A 21,142-nucleotide genomic window follows, 5' to 3' on the forward strand; every position below is an offset into this window, starting at 1 on the left:
GAGGGGGGAGGGCCTCCGCCTCAGCATCGAGTGGAGGGGGTTGAACCCATGGCCGACGTGGGTGAACGCATGCCGAAAGCTCAGGAGATGCGGACGAGGGCAGCGATGTTCGTCCAGCGCGTCGGCAGGCGCGGCAGACTTCCGCTCGACTACTCCGTGGCCAGTCTCCGGGTCGCCGACTTCCTTCTCGACGGACTGCGCAGGAGCGGTGCCGAAGAGGCGCGAGGTGGTGAGGTGCTGCTCGATCTGGGGGCGTACGTGGGCGAGGTGCTCGTCCGCCGGGCGGGCGCGAGGTGGATCGACTTCGACGCGGACCAGCAGGCGTACTTCGGGCAGTCGGTCGGCGTGCGGATGCCGGACGGGCGGGTGTGGAACCCCCTGGGCAAGGTCCGCAACTGCTTCGCGGCGGGCAGTGCCCAGGAGTCGTTGCGCACCTTCTACTTGACGTTGCACGGCAGGGCGCGTGGTCGTCGGCCTGTCGCCTGACAGGGCGCCCCGCCCGGCACAGGTGTCGTGGCGGGGCGGGGCGTACACGCGCGGGGGCCGGTTACGGCAGTGCCAGCATCCGTTCCAGGGCCAGCTTCGCGAAGGCCTCCGTCTCCTTGTCGACCTCGATCCGGTTGACCAGGGTGCCCTCGGCCAGCGACTCCAGCGCCCAGACCAGGTGCGGGAGGTCGATGCGGTTCATGGTCGAGCAGAAGCAGACCGTCTTGTCGAGGAAGACGATCTCCTTGTCCTCGGCGGCGAAACGGTTCGCCAGCCGGCGGACCAGGTTCAGCTCGGTGCCGATGGCCCACTTGGAACCGGCCGGGGCCGCCTCCAGGGCCTTGATGATGTACTCGGTCGAGCCGACGTAGTCCGCCGCCGCCACGACCTCGTGCCTGCACTCGGGGTGCACCAGGACGTTCACGCCCGGGATGCGCTCGCGCACGTCGTTGACCGAGTCGAGGCTGAAGCGGCCGTGCACCGAGCAGTGGCCCCGCCACAGGATCATCTTCGCGGCGCGCAGCTCCTCGGCCGTCAGCCCGCCGTTCGGCCGGTGCGGGTTGTAGACGACGCAGTCCTCCAGAGACATGCCCAGGTCCCGCACCGCGGTGTTGCGGCCGAGGTGCTGGTCGGGCAGGAAGAGGACCTTCTCCCCCTGCTCGAAGGCCCAGTTGAGGGCGCGCTCGGCGTTGGAGGAGGTGCAGATGGTGCCGCCGTGCCGGCCGGTGAACGCCTTGATGTCCGCCGACGAGTTCATGTAGGACACGGGCACGACCTGCTCGGCGATCCCGGCCTCGGTCAGCACGTCCCAGCACTCGGCGACCTGCTCGGCGGTGGCCATGTCCGCCATGGAACAGCCGGCCGCCAGGTCGGGCAGGACCACCTTCTGGTCGTCCGAGGTCAGGATGTCGGCCGACTCCGCCATGAAGTGCACACCGCAGAAGACGATGTACTCCGCCTGCGGACGCGCCGCCGCGTCCCGGGCCAGCTTGAAGGAGTCGCCCGTGACGTCGGCGAACTGGATGACCTCGTCGCGCTGGTAGTGGTGACCGAGCACGAAGACCTTGTCGCCGAGCTTCTCCTTGGCCGCACGGGCACGCGCGACCAGGTCCGGGTCGGAGGGCGAGGGCAGGTCGCCGGGGCACTCCACACCGCGCTCGCTCCTCGGGTCGGCCTCGCGGCCGAGCAGCAGCAGGGCGAGGGGCGTCGGCTGAACGTCGAGCTCCTGGGGTTGGGCGGTGGTCACGACACGCACCCTTTCTACTTTTCGGTCGACCCTTTTCGTCGAATTGACGTTATCTATCATAACCGGTTCACGTCACTTTGACGATGCCCATAGTGTCGGTGTGACGTGAATCCCGGCGCCCGAGCCGCCGTCCCTGAGCCGTTCCCAGCCGCCGGACCCGCGCCGTTCCCGGCCGCCGTCCACAGCCGCTGACCGTCGGCGGGGGCGTGTGCGAGCATGAAGGGGACGCCGAGGCAAAGACTCGGCCGTGCCCGGAATGAATCCGCGGCTCCGTCGGTTGACACCGTCGGCAAGCAGTCTCCGTACAACCCGGGAGAGATGTAGATGTCCGTATCGGACGAGACCACCACCGTCACCGACGGCATCATCCTGACCGACGCCGCCGCGGCCAAGGTCAAGGCCCTGCTCGACCAGGAAGGCCGCGACGACCTGGCCCTGCGCGTCGCCGTCCAGCCCGGCGGCTGCTCCGGCCTGCGTTACCAGCTCTTCTTCGACGAGCGCTCGCTCGACGGTGACGTGGTGAAGGACTTCGGCGGCGTCAAGGTCACCACCGACCGCATGAGCGCCCCCTACCTCGGCGGCGCCACCATCGACTTCGTGGACACGATCGAGAAGCAGGGCTTCACGATCGACAACCCGAACGCGACGGGCTCCTGCGCCTGCGGCGACTCCTTCAGCTGACAGCCGACAGCCAACAGCCGAAAGGCGGCAGCCGACGGCTGACGGCTGAGGCGCGCGGCACCGAAGTGCGAGAAGGGCGGCGGCCCGGGATGCGTCCCGGGCCGCCGCCCTTCTGCCGCGCCCGTGTTCCGCCGTGGGCGTCACCGGCCCCCGGACGGGGCGGGCAGCCGCGCGCCCGGCTTGTGCACCGGGACATCCTTGCCGTCCGAGCCCACGACCGTCCGGTCGCCGAGCGGCTTGTCGAGCCGCACCGTCCGCTCGTACTCCTTGGCGATCAGGATGCAGACCTTGTCCGGATGCGGGGTCTCGGTCACCGTGACGGTCACCTTCCCGTCGCTCTCCTTCGCCTTCGCGTCGTAGTCGGAGCACACGCCGCCGGTGAAGTGCACGGTCAGCTCGCCGTCGGCGGCCGTGTAACCGCTCACCCGCACGTCCCGCGGCTCCCCGGGCTCCCCGGGCTTCGCGGTCGGCTCGTCGGACGGGGCCGGGGAGGCGGGGGACGCCGTCGTCAGGTACTTCGGGTCGATCGCCGGGTACGTGACCGTGACCGCGTCGTCCGCGCCCGGTGCCCGCACCTCGAAGAGCCAGGACGGCACCAGCGTCGGCCGCCCCCGTACCGGATGCGCGGCCAGTCCGAACACCGCGTCCTCGACGGTGGCGACCGGTTTCTTCCCCGCCCCGGGCTTCTCCGGCGCGCCCGTCGGCGGCGCGCAGGGCAGGTCCGCCCCGTCCTGATGCGGTACGGGACCCGTGCAGCCGCCGATGCCCCCGACGCCCCCGGCTCCGGTACCGGCGCCCGGCGCGTTCAGCAGCGCCAGCGTCTGCCCGGCGTCCAGGACGGGATACGTGTCCCCCTTGACCGGCGCCTTCACCTGGCCGCTGCCGCCGACCACCTCGCCCAGCGCACTGACGACCACCCCGGTCGTCCAGCCGGACGTGGGCAGCCCGCCCACCTCCGGCGCCGCGTTCACGGCCCGCCGGGCACCCATGACCTGGCTCGCGTCCAGCTTGGCGTCGTCCTGGCCCAGCGCCTTCAGCACCGGTGCCGCCGCCTTCTTCGCGGCCGCCTCGCCCACCGGGTCCCCGTCGGCCGACGGGGTCTTGCACTCGGCGCCCTTCTTGCAGTTGTCCGTGCGGGGCGTGTACCGGTGGAAGGTCCAGGTGCCCGGTGCCTGCCGGTCCACCGTGAGCAGCGGCCCCGAACCGTCCTTCGCGTTGCCGACCTTCCAGGCCCCGCCCTGGACCCGGGGCGCGCCCTCCAGTCCCAGTGCCTGGGCCAGCCGCGCCACCTCGGCCTCGGTGACGTCGCCCTTCGCCCGGTACACGGGCGCCGAACCGGGGCCCTCGGGGAGCGGCCCGTCGGCGCGGTAGGTGACGCCGTACGGGTTGGGCTCACCGGGCGCGATGCCGTTCGAGCCGTCCTCGGGGGACGCCGCGGCGTAGTCGTCGAGGGGGAGCGGCGGGGGAGTGTCGTCGCCCGGAGCCGGGTCCGCGCCGGACGAGGTAGCGCCGTCCGGGTCGTCCCCGGCGGCCGAGGTGGCCAGGTAGGCGCCGCCACCCCCCATGATCAGCACGGCGGCGGCGACCGACGCGACCGCGACCGCCCTGGGGCGCCGCCGCGCGGGACGCCCGGTGCCCGCCTCGTCGTCGGCGGCGTCGTCGTTGTCGGGTCGCTCGGTGTTCACCGCATCGCTCCTTCGGCTGTTGCTGGGGACAGCGATGGGACGCGGTGGACCGGGATCCGGTTCCCGGTGACGGAACACGTCGCCCGGACGGCCCCCGCGGAGTCACTCGAACGGTCCACGCGCCGCCCGAACGGTCCACGAGCGGCCCGAGCGGGGCCTCGCATCCCCGGAACGTGCCGGAGCCGCCCCGCGGTGCTCAGTCGCCGTAGTCCGACATCGCCTCCAGCAATCGGGCCGACGCCGGCGGCACCCGGACGCCGTGGATGAGGGCGAGCGGCACCGGCCGGACGGAGGCGTCGCCAGGCGCCGACCAGCGCGGAGTCATCCGGGCGCAGTCGCCGCGCAGCGACGCCAGGTCGCCGTCCAGGTCGGCCGGGGCGGGGTCGGCGGTCCTCTGGTTCGTCATGACAGAACCGTAGGCACGTCCCGTCCCGCGGAGAAAGTCGTACTACCGGGTAGTTTCGCCTGCTTCAGCCTGGGGGCGCCGCCGGGTAGCGTGAACCGTCAACCCGCCTCCCCTCAGGAGAGAGTCCACGCCGTGCGCATCGCAGTCACCGGCTCCATCGCCACCGACCACCTCATGACCTTCCCCGGCCGCTTCTCCGACCAGCTCATGGCGGACCAGTTGCACACGGTCTCGCTCTCCTTCCTGGTCGACCAGCTGGACGTACGCCGGGGCGGCGTCGCCGCGAACATCGCCTTCGGCATGGGGCAGCTCGGCACCCGGCCGATCCTGGTCGGCGCGGCCGGCGCGGACTTCGACGAGTACCGGGCCTGGCTGGACCGGCACGGAGTCGACACCGGCTCGGTCCGCATCTCCGAGACCCTGCACACCGCCCGCTTCGTGTGCACCACCGACGCCGACCACAACCAGATCGGCTCCTTCTACACGGGTGCGATGAGCGAGGCCCGCCTCATCGAGCTCAAGACCGTCGCCGACCGCGTGGGCGGCCTGGACCTGGTCTCCATCGGCGCCGACGACCCGGAGGCGATGCTCCGGCACACCGAGGAGTGCCGGACCCGGTCCATCCCCTTCGCCGCCGACTTCTCCCAGCAGATCGCCCGGATGAACGGCGACGAGATCCGCATACTGCTGGACGGGGCGACCTACCTCTTCTCCAACGAGTACGAGAAGGGGCTCATCGAGACCAAGACCGGCTGGACGGACGAGGAGATCCTCGGCCGCGTCGGCCACCGCGTCACCACCCTCGGAGCGCGGGGCGTGCGCATCGAGCGGGCCGGCGAGGAGACCATCGAGGTCGGTGTCCCCGACGAGGAGCGCAAGGCCGACCCCACCGGCGTCGGCGACGCCTTCCGTGCGGGGTTCCTGTCGGGGCTGGCCTGGGGCGTCTCGCTGGAGCGGGCGGCGCAGGTCGGCTGCATGCTGGCGACGCTCGTCATCGAGACGGTGGGGACGCAGGAGTACCAGTTGCGGCGCGGGCACTTCATGGAGCGGTTCACGAAGGCGTACGGGGACGAGGCGGCGGGGGAGGTCCAGGCGCACCTGGGCTGATGTTCGGGGGCGACTGTTCGGTTGCCTCGCGGGGACCGGTGTCGGTGCGGGTGGGTCGTGGTTGTTCGCGCCCACGCGGCGGAGCCGCACACGGATACAGCCCCGCGCCCCCTTCTCGGCGTCAGCCGGCCCGGCGGATCAAGTAGGCCGTTCCCTGTTCCGCCGGCTCCTCGCCCACGTACTCCTGGCCCCGCATCTCGCACCATGCCGGGATGTCCAGGCGGGCCGCCTCGTCGTCGGAGAGGACGCGGACGGTGCCGCCGACCGGGACGTCGCCGATGACCTTGGCCAGTTCGATCACCGGAACGGGGCAGCGCCGGCCCAGCGCGTCCACGACGAGGTCGGGGCCGGCCGTGCGGACGGTCTCCGTCGCGGCCGGCGCCCCCAGCTTCTCGCGCACCGCGGCCACCGTGCCCGGCAGCACCTCGAGGAACCGTTCGACGTCCTCGGCCGCGGTCCCCGGCGGCAGCGACACCCGGACGTTGCCCTCGCTCAGGACGCCCATCGCCTTCAGGACGTGGCTCGGTGTCAGCGTGCTGCTCGTGCAGGACGATCCGGACGAGACGGAGAAACCGGCACGGTCCAGCTCGTGCAGCAGGGTCTCTCCGTCGACATAGAGACACGAGAAGGTGACGACTCCGGGCAGCCGGCGCGCCGGATCGCCGACCACCTCCACCTCCGGCACCAGGGCCGGCACCCGGGTCCGGATCCGCTCCGTCAGCTCCCGCAGCCGGGCCGCCTCCGCCGCCGCCTCGGCCCGCACCGCCCGCAGCGACGCCGCCGCGGCCACGATCGCCGGCAGGTTCTCGAAGCCGGGTGCCCGCCCCGACTCCCGCTCGTCCCCGGGTCCTTGCGGCGCGAACCGGACACCCTTGCGTACGGCGAGCAGCCCCACCCCCGAAGGTCCGCCCCACTTGTGGGCGCTGCCCGTCAGCAACGACCAGTCGCCCTCGACCCGCCCCCAGCCCAGCGACTGGGCCGCGTCCACCAGCAGCGGTACGCCTGCCGCCCGGCAGGCCTGCGCCACCTCCGTCACCGGCTGTTCCGTGCCCACCTCGTGGTTGGCCGACTGGAGACAGGCCAGCGCGGTGTCCTCGCGCAGGGCCGCCGCGTACGCCGCCGGGTCCACCGCACCCGTGCGGTCCACACCCACGTGCGTGAGACCCCCGCCCTCGGCCTCGTGCGCCTCGGCCGCGTGCAGTACGGAGGAGTGTTCGACCGCTGACACGATCAGGTGCGATCCGACGCGCCGACGCCCGGCCAGCGCCCCCGCCACCCCTGAATGCACCGCCCGCGTCCCCGAAGGAGTGAACACCAACTCGTCCGGCCGACACCCCACGCATTCGGCCATCGCCTCCCGGGCGGCATCGAGCAGCAACCGGGCCCGCCGCCCCTCCCGGTACAGCCGAGCGGGATCGGCCCACCCCTCGTCAAGAGACGCCAACAGCGCCTGCCGGGCAACGGGATGAAGGGGAGCGGCGGAAGCAGCATCGAAGTAGGCCACGGGCCAACGCTAGAACGCCGGGGGCTGCGGCGCCCCGCCAGGGGCGCGGGGCTGTGACATGTGCGGGGCTCCGCCGCGCGGGCGCGACAAGCCACGACACACCGTCAGCCGCCAACGAAACCGCACCTCGCCGTCCCGCAGGCGCCCCCATCGCACCCTTAAGGAGTGACCCCCGGCGCGTATGCCACCCTCCCCGCGACCCCCCGGAGGGCGTCGGCTAGGGTTTGGTCCGCATAAACATCAAACCCCTGCCCGACGCAGGGCGGCGACCGACCAGCGAGAAGGCAGGCCGCAGCCAACCGCGCGGGCGAGACTCTCGGGAAGGCGCTACGTGAGTCCCAACGGCTCCGACCGCTCGCCGCGGCGCCCGATGCGGCGGAAGCTGCTGCAGGCACTGACCGCGGGCCTGGTCCTGGCGACCGCCACCGGTTGCACATACGAGGACTTCCCCCGCCTCGGCATGCCCACCCCAACCACGGAAGAGGCTCCGCGGATCCTCTCCCTGTGGCAGGGCTCCTGGGCTGCCGCGCTGGCCACCGGCGTGCTGGTGTGGGGCCTGATCCTGTGGAGTGTCTTCTTCCACCGGCGCAGCCGCACCAAGGTCGAGGTCCCTCCGCAGACCAGGTACAACCTGCCCATCGAGGCGCTGTACACCATGGTTCCGCTCGTCATCGTCTCGGTGTTGTTCTACTTCACCGCGCGTGACGAGTCCGATCTCATGAGCCTCAACAAGAAGCCCGACCTCACGGTCAACGTGGTCGGCTTCCAGTGGAGCTGGTGCTTCAACCACATCGAGGACGTCCCGGGCTCCACCGGCGACGCCAAGACCTCCAAGGAACTGGCCGGCATCCCGGACCGGTTCGTCGAGGACTTCCCGGCGAACGCCGGCGGTGTCTACGACTGCGGTACCCCCGGCACCCGGAACCCGCAGACCAACAACCCGGGCCCGACCCTCTGGCTCCCCAAGGGCAAGACGGTCCGCTTCGTTCTGACCTCGCGTGACGTCATCCACTCCTTCTGGGTGGTGCCGTTCCTCATGAAGCAGGACGTGATTCCGGGCCACACCAACGCCTTCGAGGTGACCCCCAACAAGGAGGGGACCTTCCTGGGCAAGTGCGCCGAGCTGTGCGGCGTGGACCACTCCCGGATGCTGTTCAACGTCAAGGTCGTCTCCCCGGAGCGCTACGAGCAGCACCTCCAGGACCTCGCGAAGAAGGGGCAGACCGGTTACGTTCCCGCGGGCATCGCTCAGACGAGCCACGAGAAGAACCGGGAGACGAACAACCTGTGAGCATCCTCAACGAACCCCAGGGTGCCTCGGCAGCGGAGGACTCGTACGAGAACGAGCTGCCGGTACGGCGCAAGCAGCCCGGCAACGTCGTGGTCAAGTGGTTGACGACCACCGACCACAAGACGATCGGCACGATGTACCTGGTGACGTCGTTCGCGTTCTTCGTGATCGGCGGCGTGATGGCGCTCTTCATGCGCGCCGAGCTGGCCCGGCCGGGTCTGCAGATCATGTCGAACGAGCAGTTCAACCAGGCGTTCACGATGCACGGCACGATCATGCTGCTGATGTTCGCGACGCCGCTGTTCGCCGGCTTCGCGAACTGGATCATGCCGCTGCAGATCGGCGCGCCGGACGTGGCGTTCCCCCGGCTGAACATGTTCGCCTACTGGCTGTACCTGTTCGGCTCGACGATCGCGGTGGGCGGGTTCCTGACCCCGCAGGGCGCGGCCGACTTCGGCTGGTTCGCGTACTCGCCGCTGTCGGACGCGGTGCACTCGCCGGGTATCGGCGGTGACCTGTGGATCATGGGTCTGGCCTTCTCCGGCTTCGGCACCATCCTCGGCTCGGTCAACTTCATCACCACGATCATCTGCATGCGTGCGCCGGGCATGACCATGTTCCGCATGCCGATCTTCACCTGGAACGTGCTGCTGACCGGTGTGCTGGTCCTGCTGGCCTTCCCGGTGCTGGCCGCGGCCCTGTTCGCGCTGGAGGCCGACCGGAAGTTCGGTGCCCACATCTTCGACTCGTCCAACGGCGGAGCGTTGCTGTGGCAGCACCTGTTCTGGTTCTTCGGGCATCCGGAGGTGTACATCATCGCGCTGCCGTTCTTCGGCATCGTCAGTGAGATCATCCCGGTCTTCTCCCGCAAGCCCATCTTCGGCTACATGGGTCTGATCGGCGCGACGATCGCGATCGCGGGTCTGTCGGTGACGGTGTGGGCCCACCACATGTACGTCACGGGCGGCGTGCTGCTGCCGTTCTTCTCCTTCATGACCTTCCTGATCGCGGTCCCGACCGGTGTGAAGTTCTTCAACTGGATCGGCACCATGTGGAAGGGCTCGCTGTCCTTCGAGACACCGATGCTGTGGTCCACCGGCTTCCTGATCACCTTCCTCTTCGGTGGTCTGACCGGTGTCATCCTGGCCTCGCCGCCGCTGGACTTCCACGTCTCGGACTCGTACTTCGTGGTGGCGCACTTCCACTACGTGGTGTTCGGCACCGTGGTGTTCGCGATGTTCGCCGGCTTCCACTTCTGGTGGCCGAAGTTCACCGGCAAGATGCTCGACGAGCGCCTCGGCAAGATCACGTTCTGGACGCTGTTCGTCGGCTTCCACGGCACCTTCCTGGTCCAGCACTGGCTGGGCGCCGAGGGCATGCCGCGCCGTTACGCGGACTACCTGGCGGCCGACGGCTTCACCGCCCTGAACACCATCTCGACGATCAGCTCGTTCCTGCTCGGCATGTCGCTGCTGCCGTTCTTCTACAACATCTGGAAGACCGCCAAGTACGGCAAGAAGATCGAGGTGGACGACCCCTGGGGCTACGGCCGTTCGCTGGAGTGGGCGACCTCCTGCCCGCCGCCGCGGCACAACTTCCTCACGCTGCCGCGCATCCGCAGTGAATCCCCGGCCTTCGACCTGCACCACCCCGAGATCTCCGCGCTGGACCAGCTGGAGAACGTCGGGCACGGTGAGAAGGCCCTCGCCGGCGGCAAGGAGGCCGGGAAGTGAAGATCCAGGGCAAGATTTTCATCTGGCTGAGCGTCTTCCTGCTCGCCGTGGCGATCGTCTACGGCTACTGGTCGAAGGAGCCCGCGGGCACCACGGCGCTGTTCCTGGCCTTCGGCCTGGCCATCATGGTCGGCTTCTACCTCGCCTTCACGGCGCGGCGGGTCGACGTGGGCGCGCAGGACAACACGGAGGCGGACGTCGCGGACGACGCCGGCGAGGTCGGGTTCTTCAGCCCGCACAGCTGGCAGCCGCTGGCGCTCGCCATCGGTGGAGCCTTCGCCTTCATGGGCATCGCCCTCGGCTGGTGGCTGATGTACTTCTCGGCACCGATCCTGCTGATCGGCCTGTTCGGCTGGGTCTTCGAGTACTACCGCGGTGAGAACCGCACCCAGTAGCACGCGCCGAGCCCGAAGGGGCCCGGACACTCCGTCAGGGGCGTCCGGGCCCCTTCGTCTGTCGTAACCGCCGCTCACTCGTCCGGCTTATCCACCGTGCCGCCGTTGACGTCTCTCCTTAGCGTGAGTCCATGAGCAACACGGTTCACTTCCAGGCGCGGGGGCGTACGGTCGTCGGCTGCACTCTGCTGGTGATCGCCCTCGGCGCGAGCGTCACCGCCTGCAGCGGCGACGCCGACGACCCGCTGTCCGCCACCCCCTACGACGCGGCCGGCCAGATCTCCTTCAACGGCCCCACGGACGCCGGGAAGAAGGCCGACCCGGACAGACCCCTTGAGGTGGTCGCCGAGGGCGCCGACGGGCGCATCACGGACGTCACAGCCGTGGACGCGACCGGACGCTACGTCGCGGGGGAGCTGTCCGCCGACGGCGCCCGCTGGCACAGCACCTCGCCCCTGGCCGCCAACGCCAGCTACACGGTGCGCGTCAGCACCGAGGACGGCGACGGGGCGCCGGGCCGCAAGGTGCTCACCTTCGAGACCGGGAAGCCCGGCGCCAAGAAGGCCCTGGACGTCGTCTTCGGGCCCAAGGCGGGCGCGTACGGCGTCGGCCAGCCCATCACGGCGGAACTCAGCCAGCCGGTCAAGGACCCGGCCCAGCGGGCCATAGTGGAGCGCGCCCTGAAGGTGGACTCCACACCCGCGGTGAGGGGCGCCTGGTACTGGGTGGACGACAAGAAGCTCCACTACCGGCCCGAGGACTACTGGCCCGCCCACGCCACCATCCAGGTCCACAGCACCCTCGACGGCATCAAGATCGGCGACCGGATGTGGGGCGGCAAGGCCAAACCCCTGAAGATCACCACCGACGACCGCGTCGTCGCCGTCACCGACGCCGCCGCGCACACGCTGACCGTCTACCAGGACGGCGAGGCGGTCCGGGAGATCCCGGTCACCACCGGCAAGCCCGGCTTCGAGACCCGCAACGGCGTCAAGGTCGTCCTCGGCAAGGAATCCTTCGTACGCATGCGCAGCAGCACGGTCGGCATCGCCGAGGGCTCCTCGGAGTCGTACGACCTGCCGGTCTACTGGGCCACCCGGGTGACCTGGAGCGGCGAGTACGTGCACGCCGCCCCCTGGTCCGTCGGCTCCCAGGGCATCGCCAACGTCAGCCACGGCTGCGTCGGAATGAGCACCGACAGCGCGGAGTGGTTCTTCAACACGGTCCAGGAGGGCGACCTCGTCGAGGTCGTCAACTCCGGCGGCGAAACGATGGAACCTTTCGGCAACGGCTTCGGCGACTGGAACATGGACTGGGCGAAATGGCGCACCGGCAGCGCCCTGACGGGCACCGCGGGGAACGCGTCCGGCACGGCAGAACAGGCCAGGCTGAGACCGGAGAGCGTCTAGAGAGGCGCCAAGGGGCAGCGGACCTCAGGGGCGCGGGGAACTGCGCGAAGGGCCACGATGGCGCCGCACCCGCCGAAACAACCCGCACCCCCGAGCTGGAAGGCGCCCTTAAACCCCCTGCAGCCGCTTCTCCCGCAGCAGCGCGGCCAGCGCACCCGCGAACTCCACCGGTTCCACCGGCGCCGTCACCGCCGCCTCCGCCCGGCTCCAGGTCGCCAGCCACGCGTCCTGCGGCCGTGCGATGAGCAGCAGCACCGGCGGGCACTGGAAGACCTCGTCCTTGATCTGGCGGCACATGCCCATGCCGCCCATGGGCACGGCCTCGCCGTCCAGGACGCAGACGTCGATCCCGCCCTTGTCCAGCTCCTTGAGCACGGCGGCCGGGGTGGCGCACTCCACGAACTCGACCACGGGCACGTCCGGAGCCGGCCGGCGGCCGGTCGCGAGCCGCACCTGTTCGCGGGTGTTGGAGTCGTCGCTGTAGACCAGCACCGTGGCGGTCGCCTGCATGCTTCCTCCGATACGCGGTGAGACCGGTGAAGGCTGTCGTAGCCCGTTGGGGCGGATGCTACTCCCTCGAACGTCCCGTCAGCACTGGTTCGGACAGGCCTTCGACAGGCCTCCGACGGGCCGTTCGATGGGCCATCCGGGCCGTACAAGCAGGGGGAACACACCGAACGGCACCCCCCGGGGTGAGGGCGGGATAAGCGACCGACATAATGTCGGTCGTGGCGACAGCAACGACAGTAGAAACCGGGCACGCGCACCCGTCGGTCAACCGGCCGAACCTCACCAGCGTCGGAACCATCATCTGGTTGAGTTCCGAGCTGATGTTCTTCGCGGCCCTCTTCGCGATGTACTTCACCCTGCGATCGGTGACCGGCCCGGACTTCTGGTCCGAGAAGGCCGACGCGCTGAACATCCCGTTCTCCGCGACGAACACCACGATCCTGGTGCTCTCCTCGCTCACCTGCCAGCTCGGCGTGTTCGCGGCCGAGCGCGGGGACGTGAAGAAGCTCCGGATGTGGTTCATCGTCACCTTCGTGATGGGTGCGATCTTCATCGGCGGTCAGGTGTTCGAGTACACCGAGCTGGTCAAGCACGAGGGCATCTCGCTCTCGTCGGACCCGTACGGCTCGGCGTTCTACCTGACCACCGGCTTCCACGGACTGCACGTGACGGGCGGACTGATCGCCTTCCTGCTGGTCCTCGGCCGCACCTACGCGGCCCGGAGGTTCACCCACGAGCAGGCGACCGCCGCCATCGTCGTGTCCTACTACTGGCACTTCGTCGATGTGGTCTGGATCGGCCTGTTCGCCACGATCTACCTGATCAAGTAGTCGCGGCACGCACCCGCGCAATACCAGAAGCATCGACGCAGAAGATCCTGACACCGGGGTAATCCGTGAAAAAGCTCTCCGCACGACGACGCCATCCGCTGGCGGCACTCGTCGTCCTACTCCTCGCGCTGGCATGCACAGGGGGGCTGTACGCCGCGTTCGCACCCGCGAGCAAGGCGCAGGCCGATGAAACCGCCCAGTCCCTCGCCATCGACGAGGGCAAGAAGCTCTACGCCGTCGGCTGTGCCAGTTGCCACGGCACCGGAGGGCAGGGCACCACCGACGGTCCGAGCCTGGTCGGCGTGGGCGCCGCGGCCGTCGACTTCCAGGTGGGCACCGGCCGCATGCCGGCCCAGCAGCCGGGCGCGCAGGTTCCGAAGAAGAAGGTCATCTACTCCCAGGCGGAGATCGACCAGCTCGCGGCCTACATCGCCTCGCTGGGTGCCGGTCCGGCCATCCCCTCGGAGGAGAAGTACGGCCCCGAGGGCGCGGACATCGCCAAGGGCGGTGAGCTGTTCCGCACCAACTGCGCGCAGTGCCACAACTTCACCGGCAAGGGTGGCGCCCTGACGCACGGCAAGTACGCGCCGAGCCTCGAGGGTGTCGACCCGAAGCACATCTACGAGGCCATGCAGACCGGCCCGCAGAACATGCCCTCCTTCCCCGACACCACGCTGTCGGAGCAGAACAAGAAGGACATCATCGCCTACCTGGACGCGGTCAACGGTGACGACACCGTGGACCCGGGCGGTCTGTCGCTCGGCGGCCTCGGGCCGGTCAGCGAGGGCCTGTTCGGCTGGATCTTCGGCCTGGGAGCCTGCATCGCCGTCGCCGTGTGGGTCGCCGCTCGGACCGCAAAGGCCAAGAAGTCATGAGTAGCCAAGACATTCCAGAAGAGAACCTGCCGGCTGAGCAGGGCAGCAGGCACGTGCCGAAGCCCGCGGACGACAAGCACCCGTTCGCGGACCCGGGGCTGCCGCCCCACGAGCACCGGATCCAGGACATCGACGAGCGGGCCGCCAAGCGGTCCGAGCGCACGGTCGCCCTGCTGTTCACGGTGTCCATGCTGGCCACCATCGGCTTCATCGCCTCGTTCGTCGCGATCCCGCAGGACAAGTCGATCTACGTCTTCCCGATCGGGCACATCAGCGCGATGAACTTCGCGCTGGGCCTGACACTGGGCGTGGCGCTGTTCACCATCGGCGCGGGCGCCGTCCACTGGGCGCGCACCCTGATGTCCGACGAGGAGGTCGCCGACGAGCGGCACCCGATCGAGGCCGACCCCGAGACCCGTGCGAAGGTCCACGCGGACTTCAAGCAGGGCGCCAAGGAGTCGGTGATCGGCCGGCGCAAGCTGATCCGCAACACGATGATGGGCGCGCTCACGCTGGTGCCGCTCTCCGGCGTCGTCCTGCTGCGCGACCTCGGTCCGCTGCCCGGGACGAAGCTCCGCCACACGCTGTGGTCCAAGGGCAAGCTGCTCGTCAACATGAACACCAACGAGCCGATGCGCCCGTCGGACATCGGGGTCGGTTCCCTCACCTTCGCCAAGCCCGAGGGCCTGGAGGAGCACGACCACGACTTCCAGAACGAGATCGCCAAGGCCGCCCTGATGATCATCCGGCTGGAGCCGGACTCCATCAAGGACAAGCGCGAGCTCGAGTGGTCGCACGAGGGCATCGTGGCGTACTCGAAGATCTGCACCCACGTCGGTTGCCCGATCTCCCTGTACGAGCAGCAGACGCACCACGCGCTCTGCCCCTGCCACCAGTCCACCTTCGACCTTGCCGACGGCGCCCGGGTCATCTTCGGTCCCGCCGGTCACCCGCTGCCGCAGCTGCGCATCGGTGTGAACGACGAGGGGTATCTCGAGGCGCTCAGCGACTTCGAGGAGCCCGTCGGTCCTGCATTCTGGGAGCGCGGATGAGTACTGCAGACAACGACGCACCCCGCTCTCGCGGGAAGGCACCGGCCGGCGAACGCGTCGCCGACTGGGCCGACGGCCGGCTGGGGATCTACTCCCTGGCCAAGGCCAACATGCGCAAGATCTTCCCCGACCACTGGTCGTTCATGCTGGGTGAGGTCTGCCTCTACAGCTTCATCATCATCATCCTCACGGGTGTGTACCTGACGCTGTTCTTCCACCCGTCGATGAACGAGGTCACGTACCACGGCTCGTACGTCCCGATGCAGGGACAGCTGATGAGCGAGGCGTACAAGTCGACGCTCGACATCAGTTTCGACGTGCGCGGCGGTCTGCTGATCCGGCAGATCCACCACTGGGCGGCGATCATCTTCCTCGCCGGCATGTTCGTGCACATGATGCGCGTCTTCTTCACCGGCGCGTTCCGCAAGCCGCGCGAGATCAACTGGCTGTTCGGCTTCCTGCTGTTCGTCCTCGGCATGTTCACCGGTTTCACCGGCTACTCGCTCCCGGACGACCTGCTCTCCGGCACCGGTGTCCGCTTCACCCAGGGCGCGATCCTGTCCGTGCCGATCGTCGGCACGTACATCTCGATGTTCCTGTTCGGCGGAGAGTTCCCCGGGACCGACTTCGTCGCCCGGTTCTACTCGATCCACATCCTGCTGCTGCCGGGCATCATGCTCGGGCTCGTGGTCGGCCACCTGATCCTGGTCTTCTACCACAAGCACACGCAGTTCGCGGGTCCCGGCAAGACCAACAAGAACGTCGTCGGCATGCCGCTGCTGCCGGTGTACATGGCGAAGGCGGGAGGCTTCTTCTTCCTGGTCTTCGGTGTCATCGCGGTGGTCGCCGGCATCGCCTCGGTCAACCCGATCTGGAGCATCGGCCCCTACCGCCCGGACCAGGTGTCGACCGGCGCCCAGCCCGACTGGTACATGGGCTTCGCCGAGGGACTGGTCCGCGCCATGCCGGGCTGGGAGATCAACCTCTGGGGTCACACACTGGTCCTCGGCGTGTTCATCCCACTGGTGATCTTCGGAATCTTCCTGGCGCTCATCGCCCTCTACCCGTTCATCGAGTCGTGGGTGACCGGGGACAAGCGCGAGCACCACATCCTGGACCGGCCGCGCAACGCCCCGACCCGTACTGCCTTCGGCGTCGCCTGGGTCACCGCGTACATGATCATGCTGATCGGTGGTGGCAACGACATCGTCGCCACGCACTTCCACCTGTCGATCAACGCGGTCACCTGGTTCGTGCGGATCGGGTTCTTCGTCGGACCGGTCATCGCGTTCGTCGTCACCAAGCGGATCTGCCTCGGCCTCCAGCGCCGGGACAAGGACAAGGTGCTGCACGGCCGCGAGTCGGGCATCATCAAGCGCCTGCCGCACGGTGAGTTCATCGAGGTGCACGAGCCGCTCAGCCAGGGCGCGCTGCACACGCTCACGGCGCACGAGCAGTACAAGCCGGCCGAGATCGGCCCCACGGTCGACGAGAACGGCGTCGAGCGCAAGGTCAAGGGCAGCGAGAAGCTCCGCGCCAAGCTCAGCGAGGCCTACTACGGCGAGGAGTCGCAGATTCCGAAGCCGACCGTCGAGGAGTACAAGGAGATCACGAGCGGCCACGGCCACCACTGACCCTCCAGCGTCGCCACACCACGATCGAAGGGCCCCGTCCGTTCCGCGGACGGGGCCCTTCGACCGTGTCCGGGCTGGATAGGGTGGAAGCGCAATCTCCCGTCCACGACTTTCCCCACGACACACGATGCAGGAGCGGCTCATGAGCGCTGTGACCCCCGCTGGAGGCGACACCGCGGCGGGCCGCTCCTGGCCCGCCCTGCTGAACGGACTGCTGGACGGCCGCGACCTGTCCGCGGACGACACCGCCTGGGCACTGGACGTGATCATGCGCGGCGAGGCGACCGACGCGCAGATCGCCGCCTTCGCGGTCGGCCTGCGGTACAAGGGGGAGACGGTCGAGGAGATCTCCGGCCTCGTCCGCACCATGTACGAGCACGCCAACGTGATCGAGGTGCCGGGGGAGACCGTCGACATCGTCGGCACCGGCGGCGACGGCGCCAAGACGGTCAACATCTCCACCATGTCCGCGATCGTCGTGGCCGGCACGGGTGCGAAGGTCGTCAAGCACGGCAACCGGGCCGCCTCCTCCGCGTCCGGTGCCTCCGACGTTCTGGAGAAGCTCGGGGTCAACCTGGAGCTGACGCCGAAGCGCGTGGCCGAGGTCGCCGAGGAGGCCGGCATCACCTTCTGCTTCGCGGTGAAGTTCCACCCGGCGCTGCGCCATGTGGCGGCGGCCCGCGGCCAGCTCGGCATTCGCACGGTGTTCAACTTCCTGGGCCCGCTGACCAATCCGGCCCGGGTGAAGGCCCAGGCGATCGGCGTCGCCCACGCCCGGATGGCACCGATCATCGCCGGCGTCTTCGCCGAGCGCGGCAACTCCTCCCTGGTCTTCCGCGGCGACGACGGCCTCGACGAGCTGACCACGACCGCCACCTCCCGGGTCTGGATCGTGCGCGACGGCCAGGTGACCGAGGAAACCTTCGACCCGCGCGACGTCGGCGTCGAGCTGGTGCCGGTCGAGGCGCTGCGCGGCGCCGACGCCTCCTACAACGCCGACGTCGCCCGCCGGCTGCTGGCCGGCGAGACGGGCCCCGTACGGGACGCGGTGCTGCTGAACTCGGCGGCGGCCCTGGTGGCCCTGGAGCCGGGTGCGGGACCGCTGGCCGAACAGATCCGGGCCGGGATGGACCGGGCCGCGGAGTCGATCGACTCGGGCGCGGCCAGGCGCGCCCTGGAGCGCTGGGTGGCGGCGACCCACGCGTAGTCGCCTCCTTGGCCCCCGCGTGTGACGTGCGTCCCGCGATCCGGACTCGGGTTGCGGGACGCCGATCACTTCCCCTAGGTTTTTCGACAGGTCATGAGTGACAGTCATGAGGCCCCGGCCGACTGTCCGGCAACCCTCCGTCCGTGGCGGGGTGCCCCGGGTGAAGACCAGGTCGTGGACAGCAAGGTCCACGGCAAGCGCGGACCCCTCGCGAAACCAGGGGTCCTGGGTCGTCCGAGGGAGTCTTCCGTGAACCGGCGAATGCGATAGGGCCTGTCCTTCGGACCGGCCCGACGCCCCCGAAGCGGTGCGTTCATGCCCCCGCGGCCCCGGCCGGGCCGAAGGAACAGGCCCTCGGCCGCAGAGCCCCGCCTCCGCACACACCCTTCTTGTCTTTCACAGCGCCCTGCCGCGCGCTGGTTCTCACGGGAGTCCGTCATGTCCGCAGCCGCCCCCGCCTCCGTCACCGCTGCCTCCGCCGTCGCCGCCCCGCTGCCCGTCCTCGGCCGGGACGTCACCGTCCCGCTGGTCACCGGCGGGGAGGTCACCTACGCCGCGCTCGACTACGCCGCCAGCGCGCCCGCGCTCCAGCGGGTCTGGGACGACGTCGCCGCCTACGCCCCGTACTACGGCAGCGTCCACCGGGGCGCCGGGTACCTGTCGCAGCTGTCGACCGACCTGTTCGAGAACGCCCGCCGGACCGTGGCCGACTTCCTCGGCTGCCGGGACGACGACCAGGTGGTGTTCACCCGGTCCACCACCGACTCCCTCAACCTGCTCGCCGCCGCGCTGCCCGCCGGGAGCCGGGTCTTCGTCTTCGAGACCGAGCACCACGCCTCGCTGCTGCCCTGGCGCGAGGCCGACGTGACGTACCTGGACGCCCCGCGCACCCCCGCGCAGGCCGTCGAGACGCTGGAGCGGGCCCTGGCCGCCCGCGAGCCGTACGGGCCCGCCCTGGTCTGCGTGACCGGTGCCTCCAACGTCACCGGCGAGCTGTGGCCGGTGCGCGAACTGGCCGCCGCCGCGCACGCGCACGGCGCCCGGATCGTGCTGGACGCCGCCCAGCTCGCCCCGCACCACCCGGTGTCGGTGACCGACCTGGACGTCGACTGGGTCGCCTTCTCCGGGCACAAGCTGTACGCCCCCTTCGGCTCCGGTGTGCTGGCCGGGCGGGCCGACTGGCTGCGCGAGGCCGAGCCGTACCTCGCCGGCGGCGGCGCCAGCCGCACGGTGAGCCGGCGTGCCGACGGCGGCGTGGACGTCCAGTGGCACGACAGCGCCGCCCGGCACGAGGCCGGGTCGCCCAACGTCATCGGTGCCTACGCGATCGCCTCCGCCTGCAAGGCGCTCACCGAGGCCGGCTTCGACACGCTGGTCGCCCGCGAGGAGTACCTGATCCGCAAGGTGCGCGAGGGCCTCGCCGACGTCCCAGAGGTCCGTGTCCTCTCGCTCTTCGGCGACGACGCGCCGCGTGTCGGGGTGCTCTCCTTCGTCGTCGAGGGCTGGAACAGCTCGCACTTCGCCGCGGCCCTCTCGGCCGAGTACGGCATCGGCGTGCGCGACGGCCTCTTCTGCGCCCACCCGCTGCTGCGCACCCTGCTCGGCAGCGACCCGCAGGCGCAGGGCGAGTGCGGCGCCCCCGAGGCGGCACCCGGGGAGAAGTCCCTCAACGCCGTCCGCGTGAGCTTCGGCGCGGGCACTGCGGACGAGCACGTCGAGCGGTTCGTGAACGCCGTCAAGGAGCTGGTGAGCGACGGCGCCCGGTGGAACTACCGCACCGAGGACGGCCGTTGCGTGCCCGACACCGGCTCGGCCGTCGACGCCTGAGCGGGCGGACCCGCCAGGCCCGCTCGATCCGCCCGACCCGGCAACCGCGAGCCCAGCAGGATCTTCCGCAGCGCCCGTTCCGTGGCGTCCGTCAGGAGTTCCGAGGCCCGCAGCAGCGCGTCCGCGAGGGCCATCGGCGCGGGCAGGACGCCGTGGCAGGCGTCCACCCCCGGCACGTCGTGCGCACCCTCGCCGAGCGTGCCGGCCAGGGCGAGGACGGGACGGCCGTACAGGGTGGCGCGGCGGGCCACCTCGGCCGGGACCTTGCCGCGCGGCGTCTGGTGGTCCAGCGCGCCCTCCGCGGTCAGGACCAGGTCGGCGCGGGCGAGCCGGACGTCCAGGTCGAGATGGTCGAGCAGCACGTCGAAGCGGGGCAGCAGCCGGGCCCCGACCGCGGCGAGTCCCGCGCCGGGACCGTCGGAGGCGCCGGTGCACAGGTCGGTGCCGACGACGCCGAGGTCGCGGACGACGACGCGCGCCCGGTTCTCCAGGCCGGTCGACAACTCCTCGACCTGTGCGGGCGTCGCCCCCTTCTGCGGTCCGAACACCCGGGCCACGCCGCGCTCTTCGCACAGCACGTTGAACGGGTCGCAGGCGACGAGCAGTTCGGTGTCCTTCAGCCGGGCGTCCAGGCCGGCCGGTCTCCGGGTCGAAGCCCTGTTCCTCGAAGTCGGCGAACTCGCCGGCCTCCTGGGCGAGCAGGCCGCTGATCCGCTGGTCGGTGTCGCGCAGCAGGATCGAACGGGTGGTCGTCGCGACCGGGGCCAGCGCGACGGCCGTCACGAGCAGCAGCCACAGCAGGATACGGACCCGGGCCGAGATCCGGCGGCGCTCGCGCTCACCCGTCGCCGGATCCGTCCCCGGGTCCGTCGTCGGCGTCGCCGCCCCGGTCGTCGTCATCGTCGTCGTCCGAAGGGCCGTCGGTGACCGGCGGCCGCGTCACCACCTGGGCGCTGGGCGTCGGCTCGGGCGAGGAGGTCGGATTCGGGCCGAGGGAGCCGCTCTCCAGCTCCACCTTGGCCGGGGCCCGGGGCTCCTGCGGGCTGTCGGTCAGGGCGAAACTGGGCGCGGCGATGCCGAGGGGAATCAGGACGACGGCCGCGAGGGCCGCCATGCGGCGGGAGAAGACCATGCGGTGGATTCTGCGCGAGGTTTTCGGCGGGCCGGATGAGCCCTGGATGAAGGCCCCTTCATGTCCATCGGCGGATTGCTGCGGGTCCGCTGTGGCTGGTCGCGCAGTTCCCCGCGCCCCTTGGGGCGCGCC

General features: G+C 70.2%; 19 protein-coding genes, 2 pseudogenes and 1 riboswitch. Of the genes and pseudogenes, 13 read left to right on the forward strand and 8 right to left on the reverse strand.

The window, feature by feature from the left end:
• Nucleotides 1-87: 87 nt before the first annotated feature.
• Nucleotides 88-486 carry a hypothetical protein gene (locus AB0P07_RS15455; protein ID WP_365550383.1) on the forward strand — a complete coding sequence of 133 codons (399 nt, stop codon included), beginning with the start codon at nucleotides 88-90 and terminating at the stop codon, nucleotides 484-486.
• 61 nt (nucleotides 487-547) lie between these two features.
• Here the strand turns inward: AB0P07_RS15455 and nadA are convergent, their stop codons facing one another.
• A complete protein-coding gene (nadA, locus tag AB0P07_RS15460; protein WP_365550386.1) occupies nucleotides 548-1,732 on the reverse strand; it encodes a quinolinate synthase NadA in 1,185 nt (394 codons plus the stop codon).
• A 324-nt stretch (nucleotides 1,733-2,056) separates the two neighbouring features.
• On the opposite strand from nadA, the gene AB0P07_RS15465 reads away from it, so the two are divergent.
• The gene (locus tag AB0P07_RS15465) at nucleotides 2,057-2,413 is read left to right on the forward strand and encodes an iron-sulfur cluster assembly accessory protein (RefSeq protein WP_030405042.1); all 357 of its coding nucleotides are present in this window, start codon (nucleotides 2,057-2,059) and stop codon (nucleotides 2,411-2,413) included.
• Nucleotides 2,414-2,553: 140 nt separating this feature from the next.
• On the opposite strand, the gene AB0P07_RS15470 is transcribed toward AB0P07_RS15465, so the two are convergent.
• Nucleotides 2,554-4,098 carry a hypothetical protein gene (locus tag AB0P07_RS15470; RefSeq protein WP_365550390.1) on the reverse strand — a complete coding sequence of 515 codons (1,545 nt, stop codon included), beginning with the start codon at nucleotides 4,096-4,098 and terminating at the stop codon, nucleotides 2,554-2,556.
• A gap of 196 nt (nucleotides 4,099-4,294) precedes the next feature.
• A complete protein-coding gene (locus tag AB0P07_RS15475) occupies nucleotides 4,295-4,504 on the reverse strand; it encodes a hypothetical protein (protein ID WP_365550392.1) in 210 nt (69 codons plus the stop codon).
• Nucleotides 4,505-4,636: 132 nt separating this feature from the next.
• On the opposite strand from AB0P07_RS15475, the gene AB0P07_RS15480 reads away from it, so the two are divergent.
• Nucleotides 4,637-5,611, forward strand: coding sequence for a carbohydrate kinase family protein (locus tag AB0P07_RS15480; protein WP_365550395.1), 975 nt, complete (start codon nucleotides 4,637-4,639; stop codon nucleotides 5,609-5,611).
• A gap of 121 nt (nucleotides 5,612-5,732) precedes the next feature.
• Here AB0P07_RS15480 and AB0P07_RS15485 read toward each other — a convergent pair whose 3' ends face one another.
• A complete protein-coding gene (locus AB0P07_RS15485; RefSeq protein ID WP_365550397.1) occupies nucleotides 5,733-7,115 on the reverse strand; it encodes an aminotransferase class V-fold PLP-dependent enzyme in 1,383 nt (460 codons plus the stop codon).
• A 331-nt stretch (nucleotides 7,116-7,446) separates the two neighbouring features.
• Between AB0P07_RS15485 and coxB the strand changes: the two genes are divergently transcribed.
• From coxB to AB0P07_RS15505, 4 genes are all read left to right on the forward strand, one after another.
• Nucleotides 7,447-8,406 carry a cytochrome c oxidase subunit II gene (coxB, locus tag AB0P07_RS15490; protein WP_061445190.1) on the forward strand — a complete coding sequence of 320 codons (960 nt, stop codon included), beginning with the start codon at nucleotides 7,447-7,449 and terminating at the stop codon, nucleotides 8,404-8,406.
• Nucleotides 8,403-10,139: a cytochrome c oxidase subunit I gene (gene ctaD, locus AB0P07_RS15495; RefSeq protein ID WP_365550402.1), complete on the forward strand. Its 1,737-nt coding sequence runs from the start codon at nucleotides 8,403-8,405 to the stop codon at nucleotides 10,137-10,139. Before coxB ends, ctaD begins: the two co-directional genes overlap by 4 nt.
• Nucleotides 10,136-10,534: a cytochrome c oxidase subunit 4 gene (locus tag AB0P07_RS15500; protein WP_102927414.1), complete on the forward strand. Its 399-nt coding sequence runs from the start codon at nucleotides 10,136-10,138 to the stop codon at nucleotides 10,532-10,534. The genes ctaD and AB0P07_RS15500 overlap by 4 nt, the downstream gene beginning before the upstream one ends.
• 131 nt (nucleotides 10,535-10,665) lie before the next feature.
• Nucleotides 10,666-11,943 carry an Ig-like domain-containing protein gene (locus AB0P07_RS15505; protein ID WP_365550405.1) on the forward strand — a complete coding sequence of 426 codons (1,278 nt, stop codon included), beginning with the start codon at nucleotides 10,666-10,668 and terminating at the stop codon, nucleotides 11,941-11,943.
• Between the two features lie 108 nt (nucleotides 11,944-12,051).
• Here the strand turns inward: AB0P07_RS15505 and AB0P07_RS15510 are convergent, their stop codons facing one another.
• Nucleotides 12,052-12,453 carry a hypothetical protein gene (locus tag AB0P07_RS15510; RefSeq protein ID WP_365550408.1) on the reverse strand — a complete coding sequence of 134 codons (402 nt, stop codon included), beginning with the start codon at nucleotides 12,451-12,453 and terminating at the stop codon, nucleotides 12,052-12,054.
• A gap of 209 nt (nucleotides 12,454-12,662) precedes the next feature.
• Between AB0P07_RS15510 and AB0P07_RS15515 the strand changes: the two genes are divergently transcribed.
• From AB0P07_RS15515 to AB0P07_RS15540, 6 genes are all read left to right on the forward strand, one after another.
• Entirely contained in the window at nucleotides 12,663-13,283 is a 621-nt protein-coding gene (locus AB0P07_RS15515; protein ID WP_003976664.1) for a heme-copper oxidase subunit III, read from the forward strand.
• A gap of 65 nt (nucleotides 13,284-13,348) precedes the next feature.
• Nucleotides 13,349-14,158, forward strand: coding sequence for a c-type cytochrome (locus tag AB0P07_RS15520; protein ID WP_365550411.1), 810 nt, complete (start codon nucleotides 13,349-13,351; stop codon nucleotides 14,156-14,158).
• Complete coding sequence (locus AB0P07_RS15525; RefSeq protein ID WP_365550414.1) at nucleotides 14,155-15,210, forward strand: Rieske 2Fe-2S domain-containing protein; 1,056 nt, start codon at nucleotides 14,155-14,157, stop codon at nucleotides 15,208-15,210. Before AB0P07_RS15520 ends, AB0P07_RS15525 begins: the two co-directional genes overlap by 4 nt.
• Nucleotides 15,207-16,844 (forward strand): cytochrome bc complex cytochrome b subunit, encoded by a 1,638-nt coding sequence (locus tag AB0P07_RS15530; protein ID WP_365550417.1) that lies wholly within the window; start codon nucleotides 15,207-15,209, stop codon nucleotides 16,842-16,844. Before AB0P07_RS15525 ends, AB0P07_RS15530 begins: the two co-directional genes overlap by 4 nt.
• 142 nt (nucleotides 16,845-16,986) lie before the next feature.
• Complete coding sequence (trpD, locus tag AB0P07_RS15535) at nucleotides 16,987-18,051, forward strand: anthranilate phosphoribosyltransferase (RefSeq protein ID WP_365550420.1); 1,065 nt, start codon at nucleotides 16,987-16,989, stop codon at nucleotides 18,049-18,051.
• Between the two features lie 89 nt (nucleotides 18,052-18,140).
• Nucleotides 18,141-18,257: riboswitch (SAM riboswitch) on the forward strand.
• A gap of 232 nt (nucleotides 18,258-18,489) precedes the next feature.
• On the forward strand, nucleotides 18,490-19,878 hold the full coding sequence (locus AB0P07_RS15540) for an aminotransferase class V-fold PLP-dependent enzyme (RefSeq protein ID WP_365550423.1): 1,389 nt from the start codon (nucleotides 18,490-18,492) through the stop codon (nucleotides 19,876-19,878).
• On the opposite strand, the pseudogene AB0P07_RS15545 reads toward AB0P07_RS15540, so the two are convergent.
• The 3 genes and pseudogenes from AB0P07_RS15545 to AB0P07_RS15555 all read right to left on the reverse strand — a co-directional run.
• A pseudogene (locus AB0P07_RS15545) lies at nucleotides 19,821-20,519 on the reverse strand (glycerate kinase); the annotation flags it as partial. The gene AB0P07_RS15540 and the pseudogene AB0P07_RS15545 overlap by 58 nt on opposite strands.
• Nucleotides 20,515-20,778 (reverse strand): annotated as a pseudogene (locus AB0P07_RS15550) (two-component sensor histidine kinase); the annotation flags it as partial. The pseudogenes AB0P07_RS15545 and AB0P07_RS15550, both read right to left, overlap by 5 nt.
• Nucleotides 20,717-21,010, reverse strand: coding sequence for a small secreted hydrophilic protein (locus AB0P07_RS15555; RefSeq protein ID WP_365550426.1), 294 nt, complete (start codon nucleotides 21,008-21,010; stop codon nucleotides 20,717-20,719). The pseudogene AB0P07_RS15550 and the gene AB0P07_RS15555, both read right to left, overlap by 62 nt.
• Nucleotides 21,011-21,142: the final 132 nt, after the last annotated feature.

This window comes from Streptomyces sp. NPDC085944, from assembly GCF_040686295.1.
Lineage (GTDB): Bacteria > Actinomycetota > Actinomycetes > Streptomycetales > Streptomycetaceae > Streptomyces > Streptomyces salinarius.